General features: G+C 63.8%; 16 protein-coding genes. 7 read left to right on the top strand and 9 right to left on the bottom strand.

Annotated elements, in window-relative coordinates; genetic code table 11:
* Positions 1-262: 262 nt before the first annotated feature.
* The gene (locus IAE40_RS20990) at positions 263-1132 is read left to right on the top strand and encodes an isocitrate lyase/PEP mutase family protein (RefSeq protein ID WP_054894495.1); all 870 of its coding nucleotides are present in this window, start codon (positions 263-265) and stop codon (positions 1130-1132) included.
* Between the two features lie 18 nt (positions 1133-1150).
* On the opposite strand, the gene IAE40_RS20985 is transcribed toward IAE40_RS20990, so the two are convergent.
* The gene (locus tag IAE40_RS20985; RefSeq protein ID WP_172964814.1) at positions 1151-1324 is read right to left on the bottom strand and encodes a hypothetical protein; all 174 of its coding nucleotides are present in this window, start codon (positions 1322-1324) and stop codon (positions 1151-1153) included.
* A gap of 126 nt (positions 1325-1450) precedes the next feature.
* A complete protein-coding gene (locus IAE40_RS20980) occupies positions 1451-2359 on the bottom strand; it encodes a LysR family transcriptional regulator (protein ID WP_125931524.1) in 909 nt (302 codons plus the stop codon).
* Positions 2360-2463: 104 nt separating this feature from the next.
* Between IAE40_RS20980 and IAE40_RS20975 the strand changes: the two genes are divergently transcribed.
* A complete protein-coding gene (locus tag IAE40_RS20975; RefSeq protein WP_200603800.1) occupies positions 2464-3339 on the top strand; it encodes an MBL fold metallo-hydrolase in 876 nt (291 codons plus the stop codon).
* A gap of 30 nt (positions 3340-3369) precedes the next feature.
* The gene (locus tag IAE40_RS20970; RefSeq protein ID WP_200603799.1) at positions 3370-3984 is read left to right on the top strand and encodes an NAD(P)-dependent oxidoreductase; all 615 of its coding nucleotides are present in this window, start codon (positions 3370-3372) and stop codon (positions 3982-3984) included.
* Between the two features lie 74 nt (positions 3985-4058).
* Here the strand turns inward: IAE40_RS20970 and IAE40_RS20965 are convergent, their stop codons facing one another.
* Positions 4059-4934: a LysR substrate-binding domain-containing protein gene (locus tag IAE40_RS20965; protein WP_065862396.1), complete on the bottom strand. Its 876-nt coding sequence runs from the start codon at positions 4932-4934 to the stop codon at positions 4059-4061.
* Between the two features lie 112 nt (positions 4935-5046).
* Here IAE40_RS20965 and IAE40_RS20960 point away from each other — a divergent pair, with 112 nt between their 5' ends.
* Complete coding sequence (locus IAE40_RS20960; RefSeq protein WP_200603798.1) at positions 5047-6681, top strand: 5-guanidino-2-oxopentanoate decarboxylase; 1635 nt, start codon at positions 5047-5049, stop codon at positions 6679-6681.
* 21 nt (positions 6682-6702) lie between these two features.
* Here IAE40_RS20960 and IAE40_RS20955 read toward each other — a convergent pair whose 3' ends face one another.
* A complete protein-coding gene (locus tag IAE40_RS20955) occupies positions 6703-7626 on the bottom strand; it encodes an AraC family transcriptional regulator (RefSeq protein WP_065862394.1) in 924 nt (307 codons plus the stop codon).
* Positions 7627-7828: 202 nt separating this feature from the next.
* Here IAE40_RS20955 and IAE40_RS20950 point away from each other — a divergent pair, with 202 nt between their 5' ends.
* Together IAE40_RS20950 and IAE40_RS20945 are read left to right on the top strand one after the other, a co-directional pair.
* Positions 7829-8122 carry a putative quinol monooxygenase gene (locus tag IAE40_RS20950; protein WP_054894488.1) on the top strand — a complete coding sequence of 98 codons (294 nt, stop codon included), beginning with the start codon at positions 7829-7831 and terminating at the stop codon, positions 8120-8122.
* Between the two features lie 111 nt (positions 8123-8233).
* A complete protein-coding gene (locus tag IAE40_RS20945; protein WP_125931529.1) occupies positions 8234-8467 on the top strand; it encodes a hypothetical protein in 234 nt (77 codons plus the stop codon).
* Here the strand turns inward: IAE40_RS20945 and IAE40_RS20940 are convergent, their stop codons facing one another.
* A complete protein-coding gene (locus IAE40_RS20940; RefSeq protein WP_200603797.1) occupies positions 8468-9073 on the bottom strand; it encodes a flavin reductase family protein in 606 nt (201 codons plus the stop codon).
* 118 nt (positions 9074-9191) lie between these two features.
* Positions 9192-9518, bottom strand: coding sequence for a hypothetical protein (locus IAE40_RS20935; RefSeq protein ID WP_200603796.1), 327 nt, complete (start codon positions 9516-9518; stop codon positions 9192-9194).
* A gap of 355 nt (positions 9519-9873) precedes the next feature.
* Between IAE40_RS20935 and IAE40_RS20930 the strand changes: the two genes are divergently transcribed.
* Positions 9874-10626 carry a COG4705 family protein gene (locus IAE40_RS20930; RefSeq protein ID WP_200603795.1) on the top strand — a complete coding sequence of 251 codons (753 nt, stop codon included), beginning with the start codon at positions 9874-9876 and terminating at the stop codon, positions 10624-10626.
* 117 nt (positions 10627-10743) lie between these two features.
* Here IAE40_RS20930 and IAE40_RS20925 read toward each other — a convergent pair whose 3' ends face one another.
* From IAE40_RS20925 to IAE40_RS20915, 3 genes are all read right to left on the bottom strand, one after another.
* Positions 10744-12063, bottom strand: a complete 1320-nt coding sequence (locus IAE40_RS20925) for an MFS transporter (RefSeq protein ID WP_200603794.1) — start codon at positions 12061-12063, stop codon at positions 10744-10746.
* 279 nt (positions 12064-12342) lie between these two features.
* Positions 12343-13680, bottom strand: a complete 1338-nt coding sequence (locus IAE40_RS20920; protein WP_153773144.1) for a sigma-54-dependent transcriptional regulator — start codon at positions 13678-13680, stop codon at positions 12343-12345.
* A complete protein-coding gene (locus IAE40_RS20915; RefSeq protein ID WP_112899039.1) occupies positions 13674-15431 on the bottom strand; it encodes an ATP-binding protein in 1758 nt (585 codons plus the stop codon). Before IAE40_RS20915 ends, IAE40_RS20920 begins: the two co-directional genes overlap by 7 nt.
* Positions 15432-15486: the final 55 nt, after the last annotated feature.

Below are 15486 nucleotides of genomic sequence, written 5' to 3'. Positions count from 1 at the left end.
TGTACTGTCTGCATCGCCTATGCACGATCGGCATAAGCGCTTTCACACGAACGCGCATGGCCGCGTGATATCGTGCAGGTTCATAGCAGCCGAAATACACTGGTTTGCACCCATTTGGTGCATTGTGACCCAGGTTTCCGCATCGCTGTAATCCCGCACTTCTCTTCCACTCTCTGCATGTCATGCCTATGGCAGGGCGGAGGGTCCCGGTTCAGGGGCGGTAGTCAGCCAGTTCGACTTTTCACGTTTATGCGGAGTGATCATGCCCAAGGCTTCCCACCAAGATCTGCGTTTTGCCTTCCGCGAACTGCTCGCGTCGGGTTCGTGCTATCACACAGCTTCAGTCTTCGACCCGATGTCGGCGCGCATTGCCGCAGACCTGGGCTTTGAAGTCGGTATCCTCGGCGGCTCGGTCGCTTCCCTGCAGGTGCTCGCCGCCCCGGACTTCGCCCTGATCACCCTGAGCGAATTCGTCGAGCAGGCCACACGCATTGGCCGCGTCGCCCAGTTGCCCTTCATCGCCGATGCCGACCATGGTTATGGCAACGCGCTGAACGTCATGCGTACGGTAATCGAGCTGGAGCGCGCCGGCGTGGCGGCGCTGACCATCGAAGATACCCTGCTGCCGGCCCAGTTCGGTCGCAAGTCCACCGACCTGATCTCGGTGGAAGAGGGCGTCGGCAAGATCCGTGCAGCGCTGGAAGCGCGAGTCGACTCGTCGCTGTCGATCATTGCCCGGACCAACGCTGGCGTACTGACCACCGAGGAAATCATCGTCCGCACCCAGAGCTACCAGAAGGCCGGTGCCGACGGTATCTGCATGGTCGGGGTGAAGGATTTCGAGCAACTGGAGCAGATCACCGAGCACCTGAACGTGCCGCTGATGCTGGTCAGCTACGGCAACCCGAACCTGCGTGACGACGAGCGCCTGGCGCGCCTGGGCGTGCGCATCGTGGTCGATGGCCATGCGGCGTACTTCGCTGCGATCAAGGCCACCTACGACTGCCTGCGATTGCAGCGCGGGCAGCAGAACAAGTCCGAGAACCTCAGCGCCACCGAGCTTTCGCACACCTACACCCAGCCTGAGGATTACATCCGCTGGGCCAAGGAGTACATGAGCGTCGAGGAGTGACCGACAGGCGTTGTCGGGCTACCTGAGGGCGCTCAGCGTTGCGGTGTGCGGGACGCAGTGCTCGTGTGCGCAACTGGCTGCGGTACTGGGCTGGCTGCGCAACAGCTCGACGCGCCAGCAGGCCGAACCATAGAGCCCGGCCACGGCGACCAGGGCCAGGACGATCACGCACCGTCTGGATTTGATGCCCATGTTGCCTACCTCCTGCTGTGACCACAGGTGATACTTGCAAGCATAGGTCAGGTCGCAGCAATTGCCTGGAGCGAACATCGAGATCGGTGCGATTTGCGTCACAGCGGCGCAAGGCCGCTCCACGCACTAATCCAGCTCCCGATCCCACTCCGGTTCTTCGCTGAAGCGTTGGGCAAGAAAGTCCAGCATGCTGCGCAAGGTCGCGGGCATGTGTTTGCGTGAGGTGTAGACCGCATTGAGGTTCAGCTCCCGCGGTCGCGCCAGGGGCAGTAGTTTCACCAACTCGCCGCGACGCACTGCGCAGGCGGCCTGGTAGGTCGGCAGCATGGCGATTCCGGCACCGGCCAGGGCGGCCTTCTGCAAGGTCAGGGCTTCGTTGGCGCTGATATTGCCCTGCACGGGCACCGCGACCTGTTCACCGGCCACCTCGAAATGCCACAGGCTGTGGCCGAAGTAGGCGTGGGTCAGGCAGTTGTGCTGGGTCAGGTCCTCGACTCGCTGCGGCGTGCCGTACTCGCGCAAGTAGGCGGGGCTGGCGCAGACCACCGAACGGCAGACGCTCAGGCGTCGGGCAATCAGGTTCGGGTCCAGGTCGTTGCTGGTGCGGATCGCCAGGTCGATGCGCTCGTCAACCAGGTTGACCGTGCGATCGAGCATCTGCAACTCCACCTTCACCCCCGGATAGCGTTTCACGTACTCCGCCACCGCATCCACCAACTGCGCCTGACCGAACGAGGTGCTCACGCTGATGCGCAACTCGCCGCGCGGCGCATCTTCAGGCGCACGCACCGCTGTCTGCAGGTCGCAGGCCAGTTCCAGCATCTGTCGGCAGCGTGGCAGGGTGTCCAGGCCCGCGGCGGTCAGGCTCAGCTTGCGCGTGGTGCGCTGCATCAAGCGTGCGCCGACCCACTCCTCAAGCTCCGCGAGATAGCGCGACACTACAGGCCTGGAAAGCTCCAGGTGATCTGCCGCAGCCGACTGGCTACCCAGGTCGACGACGGTGACGAACACACGCATGGCGTTCAGACGGTCCATGATTTGCCCGATTTCAGAAACAAACTATGTTCAAGCATCGCATTTTTTGTGATGGATCGGGCAACTAAGCTGTGCTCCATCGTCCCGCTTTCAGGAACCTCACCATGTCGATTTTCACTCCACTGCGCAGTCTGATGCTGGCCTGTGTCGCCCTGACGGGCCAGGCAATGGCGGCCGATCCGCTGCACCTGGATGTCTACAACCCAGGCCATGACGCACTGTTCCCGGTCAGTTCGGTGATCGTCAGTGGCGAGCGGGAGGCTGTGCTGGTGGATGCGCAGTTCGGCAAGGCCCAGGCCGAGCAGGTGGCTGAGCGCCTGCGTGCCAGTGGCAAGCGGCTGACCACCATCTACATCAGCCATGGCGATCCGGACTATTACTTCGGCCTCGACACCCTGACCCAGGCGTTTCCAGACGCCAAGGTGGTCGCCTCCGCTGCCACTGTGGCGCACATCCGCCAGACCATGGACGCCAAGCTGGCCTACTGGGGGCCGCAGATGGGCGCCGACAAGCCCGCGAAACTGGTCGTACCCCAGGTGTTGGCCGGTAACCGTCTCGAGCTGGAGGGGCAGGCGCTCGAAGTCGTTGGCCTGGACGGCCCGCAGCCCGAGCGCAGCTTCGTCTGGATTCCCTCGATCAAGGCGGTGGTCGGTGGTGTGGTGGTTTCCGAGAACATTCACGTATGGATGGCTGACACCCAGTCTGCCCAATCCCAAACCGACTGGCTGGCAACGCTTGCACACATCGAAAAACTCGCCCCGCGCACGGTGATCCCAGGCCACTACCTGGGACAGAGCAGCCGTTCGCTGGATGCCGTGCGCTTCACCGCAGGCTACATCCGCGCCTTCGACAGCGAAGCGGCCAAGGCTCGTGATGCGGCGGCGCTGATTGCTGCAATGAGCAAGCGTTATCCGAACCTGGCCGATGAAAGTTCCCTGGAGCTCGGGGCCAAGGTCGCAAAAGGCGAAATGAAGTGGTAACCCCCTTACAACCCTGATGGAGTGTTTCCCATGAGCAAGATCGCAATCATCGGTGCCACCGGCCGCGCCGGCAGCCAGTTGCTGGAAGAGGCTCTGCGCCGTGGCCACAGCGTGGTCGCCATCGCACGCGATACGTCTTCGCTGCAGGGCCGTGAAGGTGTCACGGTCAAGGCGCTGGATGCCAAGGACAGTGCTGCGCTGCAGGCGGCAGTCACAGGCGTGGACGCTGTGCTGAGCGCTGCGCACTTCTCCACCCTTGCGCCGCAGGCGATCATCGAGCCGGTCAAACGCGCCGGGGTCAAGCGACTGCTGGTGGTCGGCGGTGCCGGCAGCCTGCTGCTGCCGTCGGGGCAGCGGGTGATCGACAGCCCGGACTTCCCCGAGGCGTACAAGGCCGAGGCCAGCGCCGGCGTGGGCTTTCTCGATACCTTGCGCCAGGAGCCGACCCTCGACTGGACCTTCCTTTCGCCTTCGGCCGAGTTCGTCGAGGGTGAGCGCAGCGGGCGCTATACGCTGGGCAAGGATCACCTGCTGATCGGCGCCGATGGCAAGAGCTGGATCACCTTCGCCGACTACGCCATTGCCTTGATCGACGAACTGGAAAAGCCTGCCCATACGCGCCAGCGCTTCACTGTCGGCTACTGAGGTGTCGCTGCCAGTTTTTCGCAGGTGAATCGCGGCGCAGTACATGCTGCCGAGCTCATGGGGTCGCAGGGCCGCTAAAGACTGGCGCGTGCCTGCAGCCACTCCAGTAATTCGCCCAGCCCCGGCGGCAGGCTTTTCGACGGGCAGACCAGGTAATAGCCTTTGCCCGTCATCACCTTCAGCGCAAAGGGCATGCATAACCGCCCACTGCGCAGGTCATCGCCGATCAGCGCCCAGTCGCCGATGGCCACCCCGGTCCCCTGGGAGGCCATGGCCATCGCCATGTCCAGTGTCTCGAAATGCTGGCGTCGGCCCTGTGGCTCGAACGCAGCGCCGGCCGCTTGCAGCCACAGGCGCCAGTCACGCTCGTCGCGCGAGGGGTGCAGCAGCATGTGCCGCGCCAGGTCCTCCACTCGCTCCAGAGGCATGCCGCCTTGCAGCAACGAGGGGGCGCACACCGGTGTCAGTTGCTCGTCGAACAGCTTGCGCACCAGCGATCCCTGGGCGGGCGGGCTGCCATACACCACTGCCGCATCGAAGCCTTCATGACGAAAGTCCACGCCGTGCTGCACCGTCGTGGTCAGTTCCACCGGCACATCCGGGCGCAGCGCCTGCCATTCCATCAGCCTCGGCAGTAGCCAACGCATCACGCAGGTCGGGGCTTTGAGCTGCAAGGTAGCGGTGCGCGCGCCAACCTCGCGCACGCCCTGTTCGATCAGGGCGAACACTTGCTGCACCCGCGGCAGCCAGTCCTGACCTTCACGGGTCAGGCTCAGGCCACGGGCCTGGCGCTGAAACAAGGGGTAGCCGAGTTGCTCCTCGAGCCCGGCGATCTGGCGGCTGACAGCGCCCTGGGTGATGTGCAGATGCTGGGCGGCACGGGTGAAATTGCAGTGCTGGGCGGTGACCAGGAAGGTGTGCAGGGCGGGCAGGGGAGGGAGTCGTTTCATCGTGGCGAGCCATGATCTGGAGACATGGCTAGTATGTGTTTTTTTGCATTGTCGCGGTAGCCGCAGCTTGATTCCATGAGCACTGATTTCAACAAGAATCAGGGTAAAGACGATGGCAACCTGTGGCGAAGTACTGGTCAAACTCCTCGAAGGCTATGGCGTAGACCATGTGTTCGGGATTCCCGGCGTGCATACCGTGGAGCTCTATCGCGGGCTTGCGCGCTCGTCGATCCGTCATGTCACGCCGCGCCACGAGCAGGGCGCCGGCTTCATGGCCGACGGCTACGCGCGTACGCGCGGCAAGCCGGGAGTGTGCTTCATCATCACCGGCCCCGGCATGACCAACATCACCACGGCCATGGGCCAGGCCTATGCCGACTCGATCCCCATGCTGGTGATCTCAAGCGTGCAATCGCGCAATGCACTGGGCGGTGGGCGCGGCAAGCTGCATGAGCTGCCGAACCAGTCTGGGCTGGTGGCGGGCGTTTGCGCGTTTTCCCAGACCCTGATGAGTGCCGATGACCTGCCGCAGGCGCTGGCCCGCGCCTTCGCCGTGTTCGACGGTGCCCGGCCACGCCCTGTGCATATCGAGATCCCGCTGGATGTGCTGGTCGAGCCAGCCGACCACCTGCTGCAGGCTCGCCCGGTGCGCACCAGCCGTGCGGGCGCCGCGCCGCAGGTGGTGGCACAGATGGCCGAGCGTCTGGCCAAGGCCCAGCGCCCGTTGATCCTCGCCGGTGGCGGTGCGCTGGCGGCAGGCGAGGCCCTGGCGCAACTGGCCGAGCAGCTCCAGGCGCCGGTGGCCCTGACCATCAATGCCAAGGGCCTGCTGCCGGTTGCTCATCCGTTGCAGATCGGCTCGACCCAATCGCTGCCGGCAACCCGTGCCCTGGTTGCCGAGGCCGACGTGGTACTGGCCATTGGTACCGAGCTTGCCGAAACCGACTACGACGTGACCTTCAAGGGCGGATTCGAGATCCCCGGCAGCCTGCTGCGCATCGACATCGATCCAGACCAGACCGTACGCAACTACCTGCCTGAGCTGGCACTGGTCGCCGATGCCAAGCTGGCTGCCGAAGCCCTGGTTGCAGCGTTGGCCGAGCAGCCTGCGGTGCGTGACGAACGCTGGGGCGCTGCCCGTGCCGAGCGCCTGCGCAACGACCTGGCTGCTGGCTGGGACCAACCGACCCTGAGCCAGACCCTTCTGCTTACCGCGATACTGGAAACCTTGCCCGATGCCGTGCTGGTGGGTGACTCGACCCAGCCGGTCTACACCGGCAACCTCACCCTCGACCTTGCGCGTCCGCGTCGCTGGTTCAATGCGTCGACCGGCTACGGCACGCTCGGCTATGCCTTGCCAGCTGCGATGGGCGCCTGGCTTGGCAGTGCTGAAGTCATGGCTGAACGCGCCCCGTCGGTGTGCCTGATCGGTGACGGCGGCCTGCAGTTCACCCTGCCGGAACTGGCCAGTGCAGTCGAGGCACAGGTACCGCTGATCGTGCTGCTATGGAATAACCAGGGTTACGAAGAGATCAAGAAGTACATGGTCAATCGCGCCATCGAGCCTGTGGGCGTTGACATCCACACCCCCGACTTCATCACCGTGGCGCAGGGGCTGGGGGCTGCGGCCGAACATGTCGGCGATGTGGCGCAGTTGCAGGCTGCGCTGGTGCTGGCGGTCGAGCGCAAGGGGCCGACCCTGATCCAGGTGGACCAGGCACAGTGGCAGGCAGCGGTGGCCGGCTGAGGCGCGCGCGGGCTTGCAGATTCAACCCGCGCTCGAGCGCAGGCGCGCCATGTCGCGAATTGGCGGCGCGCCGTACAGCCGGCTGTACTCCCGGCTGAACTGCGACGGGCTTTCATAGCCCACCCGATACCCCGCCACCGCGGCCTCCAACCCATCGTTGAGCATCAGGCGCCGGGCTTCCTGCAGTCGCAGTTGCTTCTGATACTGCAACGGGCTCATGGACGTCACGGCCTTGAACCTGTGGTGCAGGGTCGAGGTGCTCAGGTTCACTTCCCGGGCCAGTTCCTCGATGCGCAGCGGCAGGTGGAAATGCTTGTTGAGCCAGGTGATCGCCTGGCTCACGCGGTGGGTCTGGCTGTTGGCCAGGGCAATCTCGTACAGGCGATGCCCCTGCGGCCCGCGCAGCAGGCGGTAGAGGATTTCGCGGCGAAACAGCGGGGCCAGCATCGGGATGTCCCGCGGGCTATCGAGCAAGCGGACCAGGCGCAGCAGGGCATCGAGCAGGTGCGCATCGGTCTTCTCTACATACAGCCCAAGCCCGGACTGCACGCTGGGCACCAGCATCGGGCCGCTTTCGGCAATCAACTGGCTGATCTCTGCCGCGTCCAGGTCGATCCGCAGCCCAAGCACTGGGTTTTCCGGGCTGGCGTCGAGCCTCACCCGGCTGATCGGCATGGTCACCGACACCACCATGTAGTGCAGCGGGTCGTAGGCATACTGCTGATCGCCCAGGAACAGACTCTTGCTGCCCTGGGCCATGACGCAGAGGGCCGGCAGGGCCAGGCCCGGCTTCGAACGGATGTTGTCTTCATAGCGCGACAGGTACAGCTGCTCGATGGCCGTCGGTGGTCCGTGGGGATCGCCTGCGTGCCTCAGGATCAGGTCAGCGAGTTCCAGACGCTGGTTTTCCAGGGTCGGGTCGAGAGCGGCAAGGGCAGTGGTCATGATCGAATTCCTCCAGGGACCGGGCCAGCATAGATTTGGGCAACATCCGGCGCTAGCCAAATGCTGCCGACCGATTGCCTGATCCTGCATTGCGACAGGATCAGGCAATCGGCAGACAGAAATGGCCTAACGCAGTGTGCGGGCGAGGACCTAATCTTGGCAGCCTGGCTTTTCCGTCCCGCCTGCTTCAAGGAGATCGTTCATGACCTTGCATCAACCGGTCACACACTTGGCTTTCATCCGTGCCAGCAGCGGTCGTTCGGCGGAACTCGGCATGCGCCTGCGCGACCTGCTCGAGCCTTCGCTGCGCAGCCCAGGCTGTCTGGCGTTCACCGTCCAGCGCTCCCAGGTTGACGCTGACCTCTGGCTGCTCAGCGGCAGCTGGCAGGACCAGCAGGCCATGCGCGGTTACTTCGCTTCACCGACGCTCGAGGTCTTCGGCGACCTGCTGCAGGAGCGGGTGGTGGCGAGCATGGACCTGCAGACCTTCGATTGAGGGTTGGTCGCGGGTAACCTTCTCGCGGGCAAGCTTGCCCATGAAAAGGCCACTACCGTAACGCCTGCTGCAGTAAAATCCCGCCCCTCGTTCAACAGCTGGAGCACAGCAATGGCACGTAGAGAATTCCCGGGCTTCGAGGCCGTTTCGGCGATGGTCCCGATCGAAGGTGGCGGCTACCACGCGGCAATCGCGGTCAAGGCCCTGCACATGGGTGGGGCACCGCGCTTTCACAAAGTCCTGGAGGGCCAGGTGTTCACGTCGGCACTGGCCGCTGACGAGGCGGCCTGTGCCGAACTCGAACGCCTGCAGGGCGTCGGTGAAGAGGGCGAGCTGGCCTGGTGATCAGGCCTGCGGGCGACGCATCTTGAACAGGTTGCCCAGCTCGAAGTAATCCGCCGGGCCACCGCCACGCAGGATCGGCTCGGCGGCAGCAGTGTCGTAGATACCCTCTTTGAGCAGGTGCTCGGCGATGTGCACGGCCACCACTTCACCCAGGATCAGCCAGCTGGGCACCAGCTCCTGATCGGCACGCTTGAGCTGGATGATCTGGCTCACCTTGCACTCGAAGTTCACCGGGCTCTCACCCACCCGCGGCACGCCGACCACGTTCGAGGGCACCGGTGTCAGGCCGCTCAGCTCGAATTCGTTGATATCTGCAGCCACTGCCGCGCAGCTCTGGTTCATCTGCTCGGCCAGCGGGCGCGTGGCCAGGTTCCAGACGAACTCGCCGGTCTGTTCGATGTTGTTCAGGCTGTCTTTGCGCCCGACGCTGCAGAAACCGATGATCGGCGGAATGTAGTTGAAGGCGTTGAAGAAGCTGTAGGGCGCCAGGTTCAGGCGACCTTCGCGATCATGGGAGGAGATCCAGCCGATGGGCCGGGGGCCGACGATGGCGTTGAACGGGTCGTGGGGCAGGCCGTGGCCTTTGGCGGGTTCGTAGTAGTGCATCTGCGCAGGGCCTTGGCCCTTCCTCTGGGACGGACGAGGCGCCTAGTGTGCCAAGCCTTGAGCTGGCTGGGAATGATCAAGCCCGGCCAAAGCCGGGCTGGGTGACACGCATCAGTGATCAGCTGATGCGGTGGGCGTTGGTGCGGCTGAAGCCATCTTCAGCGAAGCGTTGGCCGCCAGTACGGTCGAAGCCGTCTTCGGCGAAGCGTTGACCACCAGTGCGGTCGAAGCCGTCTTCGGCAAAGCGTTGACCACCAGTGCGGTCGAAGCCGTCTTCAGCGAAGCGTTGGCCACCGGTGCGGTCGAAACCGTCTTCTGCGTAGCTGGCCGATTGGCTTTGTGCAGCGGCGAAGGTGTGGGCGTTGGTGCGGTCAAAGCCGTCTTCGGCGAAGGCACCTGCGGCGAAGACCGAAAGGGCCAGGGTCAGGATCAGTTGGTTTTTCATGGTCGTTGCTCCAGTAGATTCGAGGGGGTTTGTTCTTGCTATGAATCTCATGCTACGCCGATTAATTTGATTAAAAAGCGCAAAAAATTACGTAAAATAATCAATTTTATCGATGTGTTTGCGCGCGAGGTTTCCAAATAAGTAGCTGTCGGCTCTACCCCGCAGCATGCGGCATATCAAATATCCGAAAGCGTTCTGTCAGCGCTTGTAGGTTGCTCCACCTCAATTAATGGCGAGTTAAGGACTCAACCCTTCGTCGCTCTCGACGCCAAACGGTTTTTTCATTCCTTTCCAACCGATTTTTCAGACGTTCATCTTCAACATCGCCGCATTCCAGAAACCGGAGCGGCACGCGATGAATAAACTTCCGCAAATCACCTTGGCCTTCTGGGTCATGAAGATCTGCGCCACCACGCTGGGCGAGACGGCTGGCGACCTGCTGTCGATGACGCTCGACATCGGCTACGCCATAAGTTCGCTGTTGTTGATCAGTGTGTTCTTGCTGACGTTGCTCACCCAACTTTATTCCCGCCGCTATCACCCAGTGCTCTACTGGCTGGTGATACTGTCCACCAGCACCGCTGGCACCACCATGTCCGATTTCATGGATCGCACGCTCGGGTTGGGTTACGCCGCAGGTTCAGCGCTGCTGATCGGCATCCTGCTGTTGACCTTCGCCCTGTGGCGGCTGAGTGGTAATCCACTGGATGTCACGCGCATCCGCAGTCGTGCTGGCGAGTTGTTCTACTGGGTTGCGATCCTGTTCTCCAACACCCTGGGCACCGCAATGGGCGACTACCTTGCAGATGATTCAGGCCTGGGATTCGCGGGTGGCGCCCTGCTGATCGGCAGTGCCATCGTGTTGGTGGCTATGGCGCGTTACTGGACCCGAATCCCTGGTGTGGTGTTGTTCTGGGTAGCCTTCGTGCTGACTCGGCCATTCGGTGCAACCCTGGGCGATTTCCTCACCAAGCCATACGAAAAAGGCGGTCTGGACTTTGGCACGATCGGCTCGTCCATGGTGTTGGGCGCGATCCTGCTGGCGCTGGTGCTACTGGCCACCTACTACCAGCGTCGTCAGCCGCAGCAAGTGCTGGAAGTATCCTGACCTCAGGAAAAAAGGACTGACGCGAACGGTACAAATGCCCGCAGCAGAGCTTTTTTGCGGCCGCAAAAAAGGGCCGTTCCACCGGAACGACCCTTTTCAGTTACAGCGGACGCAGAATCAATCAGTGGTGATGCGCGAGTGCTGCTTGGTGTCCTTCATGGTCGCGTAGACCAGCAGCGAGCAGGCGATGCAGCCGGTGACGTACCAGTAGAAGCCGGTTTCCATGCCGGCGCTCTTGAACCACAGGGCCACGTACTCGGCGGTGCCGCCGAAGATCGACACGGTCAGTGCATAGGGTAGGCCGACGCCCAGGGCGCGGATCTCGGTGGGGAACAGCTCGGCCTTGACCACGGCGTTGATCGAGGTGTAGCCGCTGACGATGATCAGCGCCGCCATGATCAGGAAGAAGGCGCCCCACCAGGTCTGGATGGTGTGCAGGGTGCTGAGGATCGGTACGGTGAACAGGGTGCCCAGCACGCCGAAGGCGATCAGGATCGGGCGCCGGCCGATCTTGTCGGACAGCCCGCCGATCACCGGCTGCAGGCACATGAACAGGAACAGCGTGGCCGCCGAGATGGTGGTCGAGTCGCTGATGCTCATGCCGACGGTGTTGACCAGGTACTTCTGCATGTAGGTGGTGTAGGTGTAGAAGGCCAGGGTGCCGCCCATGGTCAGGCCGACGACGGTCATCAGCTCCTTGGGGTGGCGCATCAGGGTGCGCATCAGGCTTTCCTTGGACTTCTCCTTCTTGGTGAAGGACGCGGTCTCTTCCATCCCACGGCGCAGGTACAGCGCAACCACCGCGCACAGCGCGCCGATCACGAAGGGCACGCGCCAGCCCCAGGCATACAGCTCTTCGGTGGTCAGCACGTTCTGCAGGATGATCAGCACCGCCAGGGCGATGAGCTGGCCGGAAATCAGGGTGACGTACTGGAAACTGGAGAAGAAGCCACGGCGTTCCTTGCTGGCCATCTCGCTGAGGTAGGTGGCCGAGGTGCCATATTCACCGCCGACCGACAGACCCTGCATCAGGCGTGCGATCACCAGCAGGATAGGCGCGGCGACGCCGATGGTTTCATAGCCCGGCGTCAGGGCGATGACCAGAGAGCCTGCACACATCAGCAGTACCGAAGCCATCAGCGCAGCCTTGCGACCCTTGCGGTCGGCGTACAGCCCCATCAGCCAGCCACCGATCGGGCGCATCAGGAAACCCACGGCGAAGATCGCGGCGGTGTTGAGCAGTTGTGCGGTGGTGTCGCCAGCGGGGAAGAAGGCTTTGGCGAAGTACAGCGAGAATGCGGCGTAGACGTACCAGTCGTACCATTCGACCATGTTGCCGATCGAACCGCTGAAGATCGACTTGAGACGACTGGCGGTGGTTTTTTCCGCGGCGGGCGCAGTGGCCGCCCCGGCGGGCAGGGTGGTGGCGTTATCCATCAGGGATACCTTCTCGTTGTTTTTGTGAGGCGCGCGGGACCGCGGCTTGAGAAGGGTTTTGCAGAAGCTGTGCCAAATGAGGGCGTAACGATCCGAATGAGGTGCTGGCTGCCCCATTCGCGGGCACGCCAGCGCCACGGAAACGCTATGGATCAAGGCCTGCACTGTATCCGTAGGAGCGGGCTTGCCCGCGAACCGCCGCGCTGCTTATCCCGGCTGGGCATAGGCCGGATGAGCGGTAACCCGCCTATTGGCAGCTTTTGATCGGCAAGATTCCGCTCATTCGCGCTCGATAAAATCCTCGCGCATCAGGCCATGGCGCTGCATCTTCTCGTTCAGCGTCCGCCGCGGCAGTTGCAGCGTCTCCATGACCCCTTTGATCTCGCCCTTGTGCTGACGCAGCGCCGCGCGCAGGCACTGCAGCTCGAACGCCTCCATCTGTTCGCTCAGCGACTGACCTCCTGGCGCCACCTCGATGCTCGATGAACCCAGCCCCAGCGCATGGCGCTCGGCGGCATTGGCCAGCTCGCGCACATTGCCCGGCCAGTCATGGGCCAGCAGTTGCGCCAGCTGCGCGCCTGAAAGCGGCGGTGTGCTGCTGCGCCCCAGGCGCTCGGCGGCGGTACGGACGAAATGCTCGAACAGCAACGGGATGTCCTCGCGCCGCTCGCGCAGTGGCGCCAGACGCAGTTCGGCAACGTTCAGGCGGTACGCCAGGTCTTCGCGAAACCGCCCGGCGCGAGCCTCGTCGAGCAGATCGGGTTTGGTCGCGGCGATGATGCGCAAGTCGACGCTGATGCTCTGGTTGGCACCCAGGCGTTCGAGTTTCTGCTCCTGAATCACCCGCAGCAACTTGGCCTGCTGGGCCAGCGGCATGCTCTCGATCTCGTCGAGAAATACCGTGCCGCCATTGGCATATTCCAGCTTGCCGATGCGTTTGCCCTGGGCGCCGGTGAAGGCGCCGCTCTCATGGCCGAACAGCTCGGCCTCGAACAGGGTTTCGGGGATTGCCGCGCAATTGAGGGCGACGAAGGGTTTGTCGGCGCGTGGGCCGAAGTCGTGCAGGCATCGCGCCACGCGCTCCTTGCCGCTGCCGGTTTCGCCGCGGATCAGCACATTGACTGGCAACCCCGCCAGTTCCAGTACCTGCCGACGCAACTGTTGCAGGCCCTGGGACATCCCCAGCAGGGTCGCTTGCAGCCGTTCCTTGAGGTCGGCCTGCTGGTGCAGCGCGCGGTTTTCCAGCACCAGTTGGCGCTTGTCCAGGGCGCGGCGCAGGCTGCCCAGCAAGTGCTGCGGGGTGAAGGGTTTTTCCAGGAAGTCGTAGGCGCCGTTGCGCATGGCCTCCACTGCCATAGGCACATCGCCGTGGCCGGTGAGCAGGATCACTGGCAAGTCAGGGTCTTGCGCCTGCAGGCGCTCGAGCAGTTGCAGGCCATCCATGCCCGGCATGCGCACATCGCTGATGACCACGCCGGGGAAGTGCTGTGGCAGTTGCGCGAGACATTCCTCTGCGCGGGCGAACAACTGCACGCTGAAGCCGGACAGGCTCAGCCATTGCTCCACCGCGGTGCGGATGCTGGCTTCGTCGTCGACGACGATCACTGAATTCAACATGCAGGCTCCAGGTCGCGGGGCAGGGTAAGGCTGAAGCGGGCACCGCCAGGCAGGTTTTCGACCTGCAACTGGCCGCCGGCTTCATGAACGATGCCATAGGAAATCGCCAGGCCCAGGCCCAGGCCTTCGCCCACCGGCTTGGTGGTGAAGAAGGGGTCGAAGACGCGGGCCAGGTCGGCGTCCTTGATGCCGCCACCGGAGTCGAGCACGCTCAGGTGCCAGCGTTCGTCCTCGGCTTCGATGCGGATCTCCAGACGTTTGTAGCGCTTGTCGGCCATGGCGTCGAGGGCGTTGTGCAGCAGGTTGATCAGCACCTGTTCGAGGCGGATCGCGTCGCCGCGCACCCACGCAGGACGCGCCAGGTACAGCGCCACCTCGACCTGCTCGCCGCGAATGCGGGTGTCGAGCAGGTGCAGGGCCTGGTCGACCACGGTGGCCAGGTCGAGACGCTCGCGCAGCCCGCCTGGGCTATTGCGTGCGAAGGTCTTGAGGTGGCCGGTGAGAGCGGCCATGCGCGTGAGCATCTGCTCCAACGGCTCCAGCGCCTGACGCGCCTGTTCATGGCGGCCATGGTCGAGCAGTAGGCGCAGGGTTTCCAGTTGCATGCGCTGGGTGGTCAACGGCTGGTTGATCTCATGGGCCAGCGCCGCCGACATCTGCCCCAGCGCCGCCAACTTGGCCGACTGCACCAGGCCTTCCTGGGCAGTGCGCAACTCGCGTGTGCGCTCCTCGACCAGGCGCGTCAGCTCTTCGCGGCTGCGTTGGCGCAGGCGGGCGATGCGCAGGCGCTGGCTGACGAACAGCACGGCGAACACCAGGCTCAACCACACTGCGGCGCCAGACAACGCTGCGTTGCGGGCATCCTCGCTGACCTGCGGCTTGCGCAGCAGGTGCAGGGTCCAGCCTTCGGTGGCCAGCGGCAAGCTCTCCCACAGATAGTCGGCGCTGCCGTCCGGCCCCTGCACGCGGCTGAACGTGCTGCGTTCGTCGAAGCGGGTCAGCAACTGGTGCTGCAGAGGGACCAGGGGCTGTTTGTCGTACTGGCGGGTTTCGGCCAGCTCAGCGCGGTCTGCGGCAGTCAAGGGCTGCAGCTCGCGATAGCGCCAGCCGTTCTGGTTGGCGATGAAGATGATCCCGCGCGCATCGCTGACCAGCAGGATGTCGCTGCCCTGGCGCCATTCGCGCTCGAGCTCGGGGAACTCAAGCTTGACCACCATGGCACCGAGGAAGCGTCCGTGCTCGTCGTTCACTGCGCTGGACAGGAAATAGCCCGGCACGCCGCTGGTCACGCCGACGGCGTAGAAGCTGCCGGTGCCCTGGCTGCGGGTCTGTTTGAAATAGGGGCGAAAGCCATAGTTGGAGCCGACGTACGTGGTCGGCAGGCGCCAGTTGCTGGCTGCCACGGCGAGACCGGTGCGGTCGAGCAGTTCGAGGGTGGAGGAGTTGGCGGCGCCGTTGATGCGTTCGAGCTTGCGGTTCAGCGCATCCTGCAGCGATTCGCCGACCGGCCCGCGCAGGGCATCGATCAGCTCCGGGTCCAGCGCCAGGACGGCGGGCAGGGCGCGGTAGCGTTCGATGAGCGTATGCAGGCCGTTGGCGTAGAGGGTCAACTGCTCGCTGGCCCGGCGTGCGTCGGTCTGCATCGCCTGGCGCTTGGCGTGGTGCATCGCCCAACTGGCGCTGAGGGCAGTGCCGACCAGGATCAGCAGAATGATCAGGGCCAGGCGCAGTGCGCGGAAGGGTGAGGGCATGGTGCGGGTCCGGGCGTTCTGTTTAAAGTGCCGGCCCCTTCGCGGGTAAACCCGC

It is taken from the genome of Pseudomonas sp. S44 (assembly GCF_016624805.1).
GTDB classification, from domain to species: domain Bacteria; phylum Pseudomonadota; class Gammaproteobacteria; order Pseudomonadales; family Pseudomonadaceae; genus Aquipseudomonas; species Aquipseudomonas machongensis.
The sequence above is the reverse complement of the archived record's forward strand: the minus strand, read 5'-3'. Positions and strand labels throughout refer to the sequence as shown.

Coding starts and splice junctions, on each gene's coding strand:
- IAE40_RS20990 (WP_054894495.1), top strand. CDS start 263: ATGCCCAAGGCTTCCCACCAAGATCTGCGTTTTGCCTTCCGCGAACTG.
- IAE40_RS20985 (WP_172964814.1), bottom strand. CDS start 1,324: ATGGGCATCAAATCCAGACGGTGCGTGATCGTCCTGGCCCTGGTCGCC.
- IAE40_RS20980 (WP_125931524.1), bottom strand. CDS start 2,359: ATGGACCGTCTGAACGCCATGCGTGTGTTCGTCACCGTCGTCGACCTG.
- IAE40_RS20975 (WP_200603800.1), top strand. CDS start 2,464: ATGTCGATTTTCACTCCACTGCGCAGTCTGATGCTGGCCTGTGTCGCC.
- IAE40_RS20970 (WP_200603799.1), top strand. CDS start 3,370: ATGAGCAAGATCGCAATCATCGGTGCCACCGGCCGCGCCGGCAGCCAG.
- IAE40_RS20965 (WP_065862396.1), bottom strand. CDS start 4,934: ATGAAACGACTCCCTCCCCTGCCCGCCCTGCACACCTTCCTGGTCACC.
- IAE40_RS20960 (WP_200603798.1), top strand. CDS start 5,047: ATGGCAACCTGTGGCGAAGTACTGGTCAAACTCCTCGAAGGCTATGGC.
- IAE40_RS20955 (WP_065862394.1), bottom strand. CDS start 7,626: ATGACCACTGCCCTTGCCGCTCTCGACCCGACCCTGGAAAACCAGCGT.
- IAE40_RS20950 (WP_054894488.1), top strand. CDS start 7,829: ATGACCTTGCATCAACCGGTCACACACTTGGCTTTCATCCGTGCCAGC.
- IAE40_RS20945 (WP_125931529.1), top strand. CDS start 8,234: ATGGCACGTAGAGAATTCCCGGGCTTCGAGGCCGTTTCGGCGATGGTC.
- IAE40_RS20940 (WP_200603797.1), bottom strand. CDS start 9,073: ATGCACTACTACGAACCCGCCAAAGGCCACGGCCTGCCCCACGACCCG.
- IAE40_RS20935 (WP_200603796.1), bottom strand. CDS start 9,518: ATGAAAAACCAACTGATCCTGACCCTGGCCCTTTCGGTCTTCGCCGCA.
- IAE40_RS20930 (WP_200603795.1), top strand. CDS start 9,874: ATGAATAAACTTCCGCAAATCACCTTGGCCTTCTGGGTCATGAAGATC.
- IAE40_RS20925 (WP_200603794.1), bottom strand. CDS start 12,063: ATGGATAACGCCACCACCCTGCCCGCCGGGGCGGCCACTGCGCCCGCC.
- IAE40_RS20920 (WP_153773144.1), bottom strand. CDS start 13,680: ATGTTGAATTCAGTGATCGTCGTCGACGACGAAGCCAGCATCCGCACC.
- IAE40_RS20915 (WP_112899039.1), bottom strand. CDS start 15,431: ATGCCCTCACCCTTCCGCGCACTGCGCCTGGCCCTGATCATTCTGCTG.